Source organism: Streptomyces sp. NRRL S-118, from assembly GCF_000716335.1.
Taxonomy (GTDB): domain Bacteria; phylum Actinomycetota; class Actinomycetes; order Streptomycetales; family Streptomycetaceae; genus Streptomyces.
In genome coordinates, this window is record NZ_KL591044.1 from 1 (window position 1) to 11,757 (window position 11,757).

10 protein-coding genes are annotated in these 11,757 nt (G+C 73.7%); 3 read left to right on the top strand and 7 right to left on the bottom strand.

The window, feature by feature from the left end; translation table 11 throughout:
* Positions 1 to 487: 487 nt before the first annotated feature.
* Positions 488 to 886 (bottom strand): RidA family protein, encoded by a 399-nt coding sequence (locus IH00_RS0135855; RefSeq protein WP_031080642.1) that lies wholly within the window; start codon positions 884 to 886, stop codon positions 488 to 490.
* Complete coding sequence (locus IH00_RS0135860) at positions 883 to 1,995, bottom strand: acyl-CoA dehydrogenase family protein (RefSeq protein ID WP_031080644.1); 1,113 nt, start codon at positions 1,993 to 1,995, stop codon at positions 883 to 885. The genes IH00_RS0135855 and IH00_RS0135860 overlap by 4 nt, the downstream gene beginning before the upstream one ends.
* Positions 1,996 to 2,094: 99 nt before the next feature.
* On the opposite strand from IH00_RS0135860, the gene IH00_RS0135865 reads away from it, so the two are divergent.
* Together IH00_RS0135865 and IH00_RS0135870 are read left to right on the top strand one after the other, a co-directional pair.
* Complete coding sequence (locus IH00_RS0135865; RefSeq protein WP_031080646.1) at positions 2,095 to 3,720, top strand: AMP-binding protein; 1,626 nt, start codon at positions 2,095 to 2,097, stop codon at positions 3,718 to 3,720.
* Positions 3,721 to 3,724: 4 nt separating this feature from the next.
* Entirely contained in the window at positions 3,725 to 4,546 is an 822-nt protein-coding gene (locus tag IH00_RS0135870; RefSeq protein WP_031080647.1) for a PaaX family transcriptional regulator, read from the top strand.
* Here the strand turns inward: IH00_RS0135870 and IH00_RS0135875 are convergent.
* On the bottom strand, positions 4,521 to 6,812 hold the full coding sequence (locus IH00_RS0135875) for a bifunctional salicylyl-CoA 5-hydroxylase/oxidoreductase (RefSeq protein ID WP_031080649.1): 2,292 nt from the start codon (positions 6,810 to 6,812) through the stop codon (positions 4,521 to 4,523). The two genes, IH00_RS0135870 and IH00_RS0135875, sit on opposite strands and share 26 nt — an antisense overlap.
* A complete protein-coding gene (locus IH00_RS0135880; protein ID WP_031080651.1) occupies positions 6,809 to 7,636 on the bottom strand; it encodes an enoyl-CoA hydratase family protein in 828 nt (275 codons plus the stop codon). Before IH00_RS0135880 ends, IH00_RS0135875 begins: the two co-directional genes overlap by 4 nt.
* 286 nt (positions 7,637 to 7,922) lie before the next feature.
* On the opposite strand from IH00_RS0135880, the gene IH00_RS0135885 reads away from it, so the two are divergent.
* Positions 7,923 to 8,354 carry an ATP-binding protein gene (locus IH00_RS0135885; RefSeq protein WP_031080653.1) on the top strand — a complete coding sequence of 144 codons (432 nt, stop codon included), beginning with the start codon at positions 7,923 to 7,925 and terminating at the stop codon, positions 8,352 to 8,354.
* Here IH00_RS0135885 and IH00_RS0135890 read toward each other — a convergent pair.
* From IH00_RS0135890 to IH00_RS44830, 3 genes are all read right to left on the bottom strand, one after another.
* Positions 8,326 to 9,843 (bottom strand): amino acid permease, encoded by a 1,518-nt coding sequence (locus IH00_RS0135890; protein WP_078888155.1) that lies wholly within the window; start codon positions 9,841 to 9,843, stop codon positions 8,326 to 8,328. The genes IH00_RS0135885 and IH00_RS0135890 overlap by 29 nt on opposite strands.
* A 146-nt stretch (positions 9,844 to 9,989) precedes the next feature.
* Entirely contained in the window at positions 9,990 to 10,988 is a 999-nt protein-coding gene (gene argF / locus IH00_RS0135895; protein WP_031080656.1) for an ornithine carbamoyltransferase, read from the bottom strand.
* A 580-nt stretch (positions 10,989 to 11,568) separates the two neighbouring features.
* Positions 11,569 to 11,757, bottom strand: a 189-nt coding sequence (locus IH00_RS44830; protein ID WP_039947798.1) for an arginine deiminase family protein, incomplete at its 5' end; no start/stop codon positions are given.

Sequence of the window (11,757 nt, forward strand, 5' to 3'; positions counted from 1 at the left end):
GGTGGGGGTGGTGGGGGTGGTGGGGGTGGGCGGCACGGCGAAGGCCGGTGCGCCGCCGAGCAGGGTCGCGGTGGCGAGTGCTGCGGCGAGAAGGGTTCTGCGCACGGGTCCGTGCGGTGACGGCTGGGGCACTTGCGGCTCCTGAAGGGAAGGCGGGCCGGGTTGTCGAGTGCATGCCACTGATGTGCGATGCGTAACATAGTAATGTGATATTGCACTGACAACCCGTCAGAACCATTTCCGTGTACAGCGGATGCGAACCGGGAGTCCGAACCCGGAGAAATCGGGCCCCACGACCCTCGGGGACGAAGCCTCCGGGGGCGGAGCCTGCCGACCGTCGCCGCCCCGGCCCCGGCCTCACCCTCGGCCTCAGACCCGTCCTGGCATCGCCTCAAGCCCGCACGGATCGCGTCGGCCCCGGACCGGCGGGCGGGGCCACCGGTCCGCGGGGCCCGGGCCCCTCCAGCGGCGCCGCCGAGCGAACCCGTCAGTCCAGGACCGCGAAGCCGTCCAGCTCCACCATCGCCTGCTCGTCCCAGAGGCGGACCGCCCCGACGACCGCCATCGCCGGGTAGTCCCGGCCCGCCAGCCGCCGCCAGACGCGGCCCAGTTCGGGCGCCCGGGCGCGGTAGTCGGCGACGTCCGTGGCGTACACGGTGACACGCGCCAGGTCGGCGGGTGTGCCGCCGGCGGCCTTCAGCGCGGCCAGCAGGTTGCCGAGGGCCGTCTCGAACTGTTCGAGAAGGGTCTCCCCCACCACCCTGCCGTTCCCGTCCAGCGCCGTCTGGCCGGCCAGGAAGACCAGCCGCGACCCGGTGGCGGTGACGGCGTGCGAGAAGCCGGTGGGCGGGGACAGCTCGGAGGGGTTGACGCGTTCGAGGCTCATGAGGCGTACAGCTCCTTCGCGATGATCGTGCGCTGCACCTCGGTGGCGCCCTCGTAGATGCGCGGCGCCCGCACCTCCCGGTACAGGTGCTCCAGCAGATGGCCGCGCTGCAGGGCGCGGGCGCCGTGCAGCTGGACGGCCGCGTCGACGACGTACTGCGCGGTCTCGGTGGCCAGCAGCTTCGCCATGGCCGCGCGCTTCGGGACGTCCCCGGCCCCCTCGTCGTACGCCGCCGCCGCCGCGTACACGAGGAGGCGGGCCGCCTCGGTGCGGGTGGCCATCTCGGCGACCTGGTGGGCGACGGCCTGGAGGTCCTTCAGCACGCCGCCGAACGCGGGCCGGCGGGCGGTGTGGGCGAGGGTCGCGTCGAGGGCCGCCTGCGCCATGCCGACGGCGAAGGCCCCGACGCTGGGCCGGAAGAGGTTCAGGGTGGTCATCGCGACGCGGAAGCCCCGGTCCACCTCGCCCAGCACGTCCGCGCGGGTGACGGGTACGCCGTCGAAGCGGAGGCTGCCGATGGGGTGCGGCGACAGCATCTCGAGCCGGCGGCCCGTCAGGCCCGGCCGGTCCGCGGGGACCAGGAAGGCGGTGACGCCACGGGCTGCGGCGCCCGGTGTCGTCCGGGCGAAGACGGTGTGGAGGTCGGCCTCGGGCGCGTTGGAGATCCAGCACTTCTCGCCCGACAGCCGCCAGCCCTCCCCGTCGGGCGCGGCTTCGAGGGCGAGCGCGGCCGCGTCCGACCCGGCATCCGGCTCGCTGAGGGCGAAGGCGGCCACCGCCCGTCCGGCGGTCACCTCCGGCAGCCAGCGCGCGCGTTGCTCGGGCGTGCCGGACGCGGCCACGGGGTGGGCACCCAGCCCCTGGAGGGCGAGTGCGGTCTCCGCCTCCGTGCACTCGCGGGCGAGGGACTCGCGCATCAGGCACAGGTCGAGGGCTCCGGCCCCGAAGACGCGCGCCAGGAGCCCCAGTTCGCCCAGGGCGGCGACGAGCGGCCGGTTGACGCGGCCGGGTTCCCCCTTCTCCGCGAGGGGCCGCAGGCGTTCGGCGGCCAGGACACGCAGCTCTTCGCACCATGCGGTTCGTTCGGGTTCGAGTGAGAATACGGGCATTCGCGCCCCTCCGCCGCCGAGTCGTATCGCGCACCATTGACTGTCGTCACCATCACGATACGCTCGATGGGCGTTCCCACCACCCATAGGGGGCGAACCATGGAGCTGACCGGATCGGCCCACCTCGACACCTTCGCCCGCGACCACCTGCCGCCCCGCGAGCAGTGGCCCGAGCTCCTCTTCGAACTGCCCGGGCTGCGCTATCCGGACCGCCTCAACTGCGGTGCGGAACTGCTGGACCGCACGGCCGAACGCTTCGGCCCCGGCCGCCCGGCCTTCCGGGACGGCGCGGGCGGCGTGTGGACGTACGGCGAACTGCGCGACCGGGTCGACCGGATCGCCCACGTCCTCACCCGCGAGCTCGGTGTGGTGCCCGGCAACAGGGTGCTGCTGCGCGGCCCGACGACCCCGTGGCTGGCGGCCTGCTGGCTCGCGGTGATGAAGGCGGGCGCGGTGGCCGTCACCGTCCTGGCGCAGGCACGTGCCCCGGAGCTGGCCGTGCTGTGCGGGATGGCCGATGTCCGCCACGCGCTGTGCGACGTCCGGACGGTCGACGACCTGGTGAAGGCCGAGGTGCCGGGGCTCCGCGTGACGGCGTACGGCGGTGACGCGCCCGACGACCTGCTGCGGCTGGCGGCCCGTCACCCGGGCTCGTTCGACGCCGTCCCCACCGCCGCCGACGACGTGGCGCTGATCGCCTTCACCTCCGGGACCACCGGGCGGCCCAAGGGGTGCATGCACTTCCACCGGGACGTACTGGCCGTCGCCGACACGTTCTCGGCGCAGGTGCTGCGCCCGGGGCCGGACGACCTGTTCGCGGGCAGTCCCCCGCTCGGCTTCACCTTCGGCCTCGGCGGTCTGGTGATCTTTCCGCTGCGGGCGGGCGCGTCGGCGCTGCTGCTGGAGCAGTCCGGGCCCCGCCGGCTGCTGGCCGCCATCGCCGAGCACCGGGTCACGGTGCTCTTCACCGCGCCGACCGCCTACCGGGTGATGCTGGAGGAGCTCGACGGGTACGACACCGGCTCGCTGCGCCGGTGCGTGTCGGCCGGCGAGAACCTGCCCGCCGCCACCTGGCGGGCGTGGCACGAGCGGACCGGGCTGCGGATCATCAACGGCATCGGCGCCACCGAGCTGCTGCACATCTTCGTCTCGGCGGCCGACGGAGCGATCCGGCCCGGCACGACGGGCGTCCCGGTGCCGGGGTGGCAGGCACGCGTGGTGGACGCCTCCGGACGGCCGGTCCCGGACGGGGAGGAGGGATTCCTGGCCGTGCGCGGGCCGGTGGGCTGCCGCTACCTGTCCGATCCCCGCCAGACGGAGTACGTCAGGCACGGCTGGAACGTCACCGGGGACACGTACGTCCGCGAGCCGGACGGCTACCTGCGCTACGTCGCCCGGGCGGACGACATGATCATTTCGGCGGGGTACAACATCGCGGGCCCCGAGGTCGAGGACGCCCTGCTGGCCCACCCCGACGTGGTCGAGGCGGCCGTGGTGGGCCGGCCCGACGAGCTGCGCGGCCAGGTCGTCGTGGCGTACGCGGTGGTGCGGGAGGGAGCGGCCCGCGACGGTGCCGCGGCCGAGGCGCTGCGCGGCTTCGTGAGGACGCGCCTCGCCCCGTACAAATGCCCGCGCGAGATCGTCTTCCTCGACGCGCTGCCGCGGACGGCCACCGGAAAGCTCCAGCGCTTCCGGCTGCGCGCGCAGGACGCGCCCGTAAAGTGATCACGTGGCCGAGCAGCACACCCCGCGTTCCCTGATCGTCTCCCTGTACGGCGCGTACGGGCGGACGCCCGACGACGCCCCGCTGCCGGTGGCCGAGCTGATCCGGCTGCTGGCGGTGCTCGGCGTGGACGCCCCCTCGGTGCGGTCGTCGGTGTCCCGGCTCAAGCGGCGCGGGCTGCTCCAGCCGCGCCGAACGGCGGACGGGGCCGCCGGTTACGCCCTGTCGGCGGACGCCCGGCAGCTCCTCGACGACGGCGATCGGCGCATCTACGCGACCGGGGAGCGGGCCGGCGAGGAGGGCTGGGTGCTGGCCGTCTTCTCGGTGCCGGAGGCCGAGCGGCACAAGCGGCACCTGCTGCGGTCCCGTCTGGGCCGCCTCGGCTTCGGCACGGCGGCGCCGGGCGTGTGGATCGCCCCGGCCGCCCTGTACGAGGAGACCCGCCACACCCTGACACGGCTCCACCTGGACCCGTACGTGGACCTCTTCCGCGGCGAGCACCTGGGCTTCGCGCCCACGGCCGAGGCGGTGGGCCGCTGGTGGGACCTCGCCGCGATCGCCAAGCTGTACGAGGAGTTCCTCGACCTCCACGAGCCGGTGCTGCGGACCTGGTCGACGCGCGAACCGTCCGCCGAGGAGGCGTACCGCGACTACCTGCTCGCCCTGGACTCCTGGCGGCGGCTCCCGTACGCGGACCCGGGCCTGCCCGCCGCGCTGCTCCCGGCGGGCTGGCCCGGGGGCCGGGCGGCCGCGGTCTTCGGCGGGCTGCACGGGCTGCTGCGGGACAAGGGCGAGGGCTTCGTCAGGAGCGGGGCGGCGTCAGGCTGAGGCGCGGCTTCGGGGCGTCGGTGCGGCCCGCCGGGGGTGTGCGGCTGCCGGCACGGTACGGGGCGGGCCAGGGGGCGGCGGGGCCGTCGTAGCCCTGCTCGGCGGCGGCGTGCAGGGTCCAGTGCGGGTCGTACAGGTGCGGGCGGCCCACGGCGCACAGGTCCGCGCGGCCCGCCAGGAGCAGGGAATTGACGTCGTCCCAGGAGGAGATCGCGCCGACGGCGATGACGGGGACCTTCAGGGCGTTGCGGATCCGGTCCGCGTACGGCGTCTGGTACGAGCGGCCGTACTCGGGCCGTTCGTCGGGCACGACCTGGCCGGTGGAGACGTCGATCGCGTCGGCGCCGTGCTCGGCGAAGGCCCGGGCGATCTCCACGGCCTCCTCGGCGGTCGTGCCGCCGGGCGCCCAGTCGGTGGCCGAGATGCGTACGGTCAGGGGCCGCTCGCCGGGCCAGGCCGCTCGTACCGCGTCGAGGACCTCCAGCGGGAAGCGCAGCCGCCGCTCCAGGGAGCCGCCGTAGGCGTCGGTGCGGCGGTTGGTGAGCGGGGACAGGAACCCGGAGAGCAGGTAGCCGTGGGCGCAGTGCAGTTCGAGGAGGTCGAAGCCGGCGCGGGCGGCGCGGCGCGCCGCGGCCGCGAACTGTTCCCTTATGTCGGTGAGCGCGGCCCGGTGCAGCTCGTGCGGCACCTGGTTGACACCGGGGCGGTAGGGCAGCGGGGAGGCCGCGACCACGGGCCAGTTGCCGGAGTCGAGGGGCTGGTCGATGCCTTCCCACATGAGCTTGGTGGAGCCCTTGCGGCCGGAGTGGCCGAGCTGCACGCCGATGGCGGTGCCGGGCGCCTGCCGGTGCACGAAGTCGGTGATCCGGGACCAGGCGGCGGCCTGCGCGGGCGTCCACAGTCCGGCGCAGCCCGGGGTGATGCGGCCCTCGGGGCTGACGCACACCATCTCGGTCATGACCAGCCCGGCGCCGCCGAGGGCCCGGGCGCCGAGGTGGACGAGGTGGAAGTCGCCGGGGACCCCGTCCACGGCCGAGTACATGTCCATGGGCGAGACGACGACCCGGTTGCGCAGCGTCAGGCCGCGCAGCCGGAACGGGGTGAACATCGGCGGGGTGCCGGGCGGGCAGCCGAAGTCCCGCTCGACGGCCTGGGTGAAGCGCGCGTCGCGCAGCCTCAGGTTGTCGTGCGTGACCCGGCGGCTGCGGGTGAGGAGGTTGAACGCGAACTGGCGCGGCGGCTGGTCCAGGTAGCCGGCCAGGTCCTCGAACCAGCGCAGGCTCGCGGCGGCCGCGCGCTGCGTGGACTCCACGACGGGGCGGCGTTCGGCTTCGTACGCCGCCAGGGCCGGGGCGAGCGCGGGCTGCTCCTGGATGCAGGCGGCGAGGGCCAGGGCGTCCTCGACGGCGAGCTTGGTGCCGGATCCGATGGAGAAGTGCGCGGTGTGGGCGGCGTCGCCGAGCAGGACCGTGCTGCCGTGCGACCAGCGCTCGTTGACGACGGTCCGGAAGGCGGTCCAGGTGCTCTTGTCGGAGGTCAGGGGGCGGCCGCGCAGCGCCTCGCCGAAGATCTTGGCGCAGCGGCCGACGGACTCCTGGACGTCGAGTTCGTCGAACCCGGCGGCCTGCCAGACCTCCTCGCGCATCTCGACGATGACGGTGGAGGCGTCCGCCGCGTACGGGTAGCCGTGGAGCTGCATCACGCCGTGCTCGGTCTCCGCGATCTCGAAGCGGAACGCGTCGAAGGCGAAGTCCGCGGCGAGCCAGATGTAGCGGCAGCGGTGGGTCGTGACGGTCGGCCGGAAGACGTCGGCGTGCGTCCCGCGGGTGCGGCTGTGGACACCGTCGGCGGCGATCACCAGATCGTACGCGGCGGCCAGTTCCGCGGCGGGGGGCGCCTCGGTACGGGAACGGAGCCGTACGCCCAGGCTCCGGCAGCGCTCGTGGAGGATCTCCAGCAGCCTGCGCCGGCCGAGCGCGGCGAAGCCGTGGCCGCCGGAGGTGAGGGTGCGGCCGCGGTGGACGATGTCGATGTCGTCCCACCGGACGAACTCCGCCCGGAGCGCGGCGTACACCTCGGGGTCGGCGTGCTCGATGCCGCCGAGGGTCTCGTCGGACAGGACGACGCCGAAGCCGAAGGTGTCGTCCGGGGCGCCCCGTTCCCAGACGGCGATGTCACGGGCGGGGTCGAGGCGCTTGAGCAGGGCGGCGGCGTACAGCCCACCGGGACCGCCGCCGATCACGGCGACCCGCAGCGGGCGGGTCATCGTCCCTGCCACTTCGGGGGGCGCTTCTCGGTGAAGGCGGCGTGGAACTCGGCGTAGTCCTCGCCGTTCATCAGCAGCGCCTGCGTCGCGGCGTCCAGCTCGACGGCCGCGGCCAGCGGCATGTCCAGCTCGGCGGTGAGCAGGGCCTTGGTCTGGGCGTACGCGAGGGCGGGGCCGTCGGCCAGCCGGCGGGCGAGGGCGGCGGCGTGCTCGCCGGCACGGCCCTCCTCCGTGAGCTCGCTGATCAGCCCGATGCGCTCGGCCTCGGGCGCGCGGACCGGTTCGCCGAGCATCAGCAGCCGGGTGGCGTGGCCCAGGCCGACGACCCGGGGCAGCAGGTACGCGGCTCCCATGTCGCCGCCGGAGAGTCCCACCTTGGTGAAGAGGAACGCGAACCGCGCGGACGGGTCGGCGACGCGGAAGTCGGCGGCGAGGGCGAGGACGGCGCCGGCGCCCGCGGCCACCCCGTGCACGGCGGCGATCACGGGGAAGGGCGCCTCGCGCAGGGCCCGCACGACCTGGCCGGTCATCCGGTTGAAGTCCAGGAGCTGGGCGGTGTCCATGGCGAGCGTGGCGCCGATGATGTCGTCGACATCGCCGCCGGAGCAGAAGCCGCGCCCCTCGCCGGCCAGGACCAGGGCCCGTACGGTCCGTTCCCGGGACAGCTCGGCGAGCAGGTCGCGCAGGTCGGCGTAGGCGCCGAAGGTGAGCGCGTTGAGCTTGGCGGGGCGGGCGAGGGTGACGGTGGCGACGCCGTCGTCGATGGCGAGCCGCAGATGGCGCCACTCGGGGGTGCGGGGCGCGGAGCTGGTGAACGGGCTCATGGGATGCGGCCTCCCTCGGCGAGCGGAATGCCCGAGTGCCGGTGCCTGTACGGGCACCGAAGTGCCCACACCTCGAAGCTATCACTCATACGTGACCGCCGTCACGCAGACGCGATAGAGCGACGGACGGCCGTCACACTGTCCGCGACCGGCGAGGGTCCTGTACCAGCTGTGGCACAGGTCTCCCGGCGGGCGGGCATGCGCCCCTGGTGTGGCCGGATCCGGTCCGTAAGGTGGAACCCACCCGCCGAACCGTTGAACAGAAACCGAACGGAGGACCGTCACCGTGCTCAAAGCGTCCGGACCCGCCTACTGGCGTCTCGCGCTGCCGCACTCCACGGCCGCCGTGCCGCTCGCCCGGGCCCTGGTGCGGACGGCGCTCGCCGACCTCGACGCGACGGCCTCGGCCGACACCGACACGGCGGAGCTGCTGACGGCGGAACTGGTGGCGAACGCGGTGAAGCACACCGACCCCGGCGACCCGCCGATCGAGCTGGTGGTGGAGCTGCTGGAGACGGGGTGCCAGGTCGAGGTGCACGACCGCGACCCGGACCCGCCCGGTGATCTGTCGCCCGCCCACACCACGCCACCGGACCCGTGGCAGGAGCACGGCCGCGGCCTGCTGCTGATCCGTACGCTCAGCGCGGCGTGCGGGCACCGCCGTACCGCTCAGGGCAAGGCGGTGTGGTTCACCCTGCCGGCACTCGGGACGGCGTGAGGTCCTCCTCCGTCCCGGCCTCCCCGGTCGCCCCGGTCGCCCCGGTCTCCACGGTCGCCTCCGCCTCCACGGCGGGAGAGGTGGCCAGTCGCGAGTTGCGCCGGCCGTAGCACGCGTACACCAGGGCCCCGGCCACCAGGAAGACGGCGAACTGCACCCAGGTGGTCCAGCCCGTGCCCCACATCAGGTACAGGCAGAAGGCGACGCCCAGCACCGGGCTGACCGGGTAGAGCGGCACGCGGAAGCTGCGCTCGGTGTCGGGGTGGCGGCGGCGCAGCGCGACCACCGCCACGTTGACGACCGCCATGACGGCGAGCGTGCCGATCGTGGTCAGGTTCATCACGACGTCCAGCGGGACGACGGCGGCCGGGACGGCGAAGACGGCGGCGACGATCCACGTGTTGGCGACGGGGGTGGAGGTCTTCGGGGAGACCTTCGCGAAGACCCGCGGGACGAGCCCGTCGCGCGACATCGACATCAGGATGCGGGTCTGGCCGTACATCACGGCGAGGACGACCGAGGCGATGGCGACGACCGCGCCGAAGGCGATGATGCCGCCGCCGATGGCGGAGCCGGTGATCTCGTCGACGATGAGGGAGAGCGCGGCCGGCCTGCCGGCGACGTCATCGGCCGACATGGCGCCGATGGCGGCGAGCGCGACCAGGCAGTAGAGCAGCGTGACGGCACCGATGCAGATCATGATCGCGAGCGGGATGGTCCGGCGGGGGTTCTTGACCTCCTCGCCCGCGGTGGTGATCGCGTCGAAGCCGATGTACGAGAAGAAGGCGAGGGACGCGCCCGAGGTGACGCCGGCGAGGCCGTGCGCCGCGAACGGCGAGAGGTTGCCCGAGCGGAAGGCGGTCAGCGCCAGCGCGCAGAACACGACCAGGATCGCGATCTTGACGATCGCCATGAGGGCGGTGGCGCGGGCGCTCTCGCGGACGCCGCGCACCAGCAGCACCGCGGCGAGGATGATCACCACGACGGCGGGGATGTTGACGATGCCGCCGTCGCCGGGCGGGGCGGACAGCGCGGCGGGCAGCTGGACGCCGACGAGGCCGTCGAGCAGTTCGTTGAGGTACTGGCCCCAGCCGACCGAGACGGCCGAGACGGACACGCCGTACTCCAGCAGCAGGCACCAGCCGGTCAGGAACGCCACGCGCTCGCCGAGGGCGGCGTACGCGAAGGAGTAGGAGCTGCCCGAGACCGGGATCGCGCTGCCCAGCTCGGCGAAGGAGAAGGCGGTGAACACGCAGGTGATCGCGGCCAGGACGAAGGAGACGACGACCGCGGGGCCGGCTTCGGCGACGCTGTCCGAGAGCCCGACGAAGATGCCGGTGCCGACGATGGCGCCGACACCGAAGCACACGAGCTGGAAGAGGCCCATGGTGCGCTTCAGCCCGTGCCCCTCCAGGTCGGCGCCGGATTCGGCGACCAGTTGGGCGGGGGTCTTGAGGCGCTGCATAGGGGGTTCTCCCGGGTGGTGCATGGGCTGTGCTGGGCGGTGCGGGCCGGTGCGGGGATGATGCACAGGCGAAAGGGGTCCGGGCATGTGAGCCCGAACCCCGCCATGTCCTTCGAGACTAACCGGTACATCACATATTCACCCAATCGGCCGCATGGCTATTCCCGCCCTCAGGCCAGCGTGGCGACCATGAGCGCCTTGATGGTGTGCATGCGGTTCTCGGCCTCGTCGAAGACGACCGAGTGCTCGGACTCGAAGACCTCGTCGCTCACCTCGAGCTCGGTCAGCCCGTGCCGCTCGTGGATGTCGCGGGCGATCGACGTACCGAGGTCGTGGAACGCGGGCAGGCAGTGCAGGAATCTCACCCGCGGGTTGCCCGTCGCGCGCAGGACGTCCATGGTCACGGCGTACGGGCCGAGGGCGGCGATGCGCTCGTCCCAGACCTCCTTCGGCTCGCCCATCGAGACCCAGACGTCGGTGATGACGAAGTCGGCGCCCGCGACCCCCTCGGCGATGTCCTCGGTGAGCGTGACGCGGGCGCCGCTGGTCCGGGCGAGCTCGCGCGCCCGCGCCACGATGTCGTCGGCCGGCCAGTACGCCCTGGGCGCGACGATCCGCACGTCCATGCCCAGCAGCGCGCCGGTGACCAGGTAGGAGTTGCCCGTGTTGTAGCGGCCGTCACCCATGTACGCGTACGCGATGCGCTCCAGGGGCTTGTCGGTGTGCTCGGTCATGGTGAGCACGTCCGCGAGCATCTGCGTGGGGTGCCAGTCGTCGGTCAGGCCGTTGTAGACGGGGACCCCGGCATGGGCGGCGAGCTCCTCGACGGTGGACTGGGCGTCGCCCCGGTACTGGATGGCGTCGTACATGCGGCCGAGGACGCGGGCGGTGTCCTTGGCCGACTCCTTGTGGCCCATCTGCGAACCGGACGAGTCCAGGTAGGTGGTGGATGCGCCCTGGTCGGCGGCGGCGACCTCGAAGGCGCAGCGGGTGCGCGTCGAGGTCTTCTCGAAGATGAGGGCGATGTTGCGGCCGCGCAGCCGCTGGACCTCGGTCCCCGCCCTCTTCTCCGCCTTGAGCTGCGCAGCCAGGTCGATCAGACTGCGGAACTCGTCCGCGGTGAAGTCCAGCTCCTTGAGGAAATGGCGGCCGGAGAGATCGGTGGCCATGGGGACGCTCCTGGGTTCCGGGGTCGGGGACCGTGGAAGTCTATACGAGTGCCAGAATTTCTATTCAGTCAGGGGGAGGCGTACGCGGCACGGTCGCCCCGCACCGCCGAACCGGCCGGTACGGCTCCATCCTGGGGGCTGACGCGGCGGCGCTCATCCGGAACGGGTCCGCGGGAGGCCATGGCCGCCACTCCGGCCACGAGCAGCCGCTACGGAGCAGCCGGCCCGCGCGCGGGCGGCCGTGCGCTCGGCGCGCGGCGGCCGCCGCCGTGACCGTGCGGCCCGGCCTCACAACTCCGCCGAGCGGTTCCGGCGGTACGACTCAGCCCCGGGGCGCGGCCTCCCGGGGAGCGCCGCTCGGGCGGTGGCGGCTCCGCCCGGAGCTGCCACTCCCCGGGTGCGCGGCTCAGCCCGGGGGCGCGGCCTCCCGGGGAGCGCCGCTCAGGGCGGCGCGGTCCAGGCCCGGGCGTGGCGCCCGGATGCGCGGCTCCCCGGGAGCACGGCCCGCCCCGGGTGCGGCTCTCCGGGACCACGGCTCAGGGCGGCGCGGCTGCGCCCGGGGCGCGAGGGCTCGGGGGGCTCATTCGGCGTCCCGCTCGACCGGGCAGCTCATGCAACGCGGGCCGCCGCGACCCCGGCCCAGCTCGCTGCCCGGGATCTCGATCACCTCGATGCCCTCGCGCCGCAGGTGCGTGTTGGTGGTGACGTTCCGCTCGTACGCGACCACGACCCCCGGCTCCACCGCCAGCACGTTGCAGCCGTCGTCCCA

What these genes read in the sequence shown, in the direction of transcription:
- IH00_RS0135855 (WP_031080642.1), bottom strand. Translation starts at nt 886, where the DNA reads ATGAGCCTCGAACGCGTCAACCCCTCCGAGCTGTCCCCGCCCACCGGC.
- IH00_RS0135860 (WP_031080644.1), bottom strand. Translation starts at nt 1,995, where the DNA reads ATGCCCGTATTCTCACTCGAACCCGAACGAACCGCATGGTGCGAAGAG.
- IH00_RS0135865 (WP_031080646.1), top strand. Translation starts at nt 2,095, where the DNA reads ATGGAGCTGACCGGATCGGCCCACCTCGACACCTTCGCCCGCGACCAC.
- IH00_RS0135875 (WP_031080649.1), bottom strand. Translation starts at nt 6,812, where the DNA reads ATGACCCGCCCGCTGCGGGTCGCCGTGATCGGCGGCGGTCCCGGTGGG.
- IH00_RS0135880 (WP_031080651.1), bottom strand. Translation starts at nt 7,636, where the DNA reads ATGAGCCCGTTCACCAGCTCCGCGCCCCGCACCCCCGAGTGGCGCCAT.
- IH00_RS0135890 (WP_078888155.1), bottom strand. Translation starts at nt 9,843, where the DNA reads ATGCACCACCCGGGAGAACCCCCTATGCAGCGCCTCAAGACCCCCGCC.
- argF (WP_031080656.1), bottom strand. Translation starts at nt 10,988, where the DNA reads ATGGCCACCGATCTCTCCGGCCGCCATTTCCTCAAGGAGCTGGACTTC.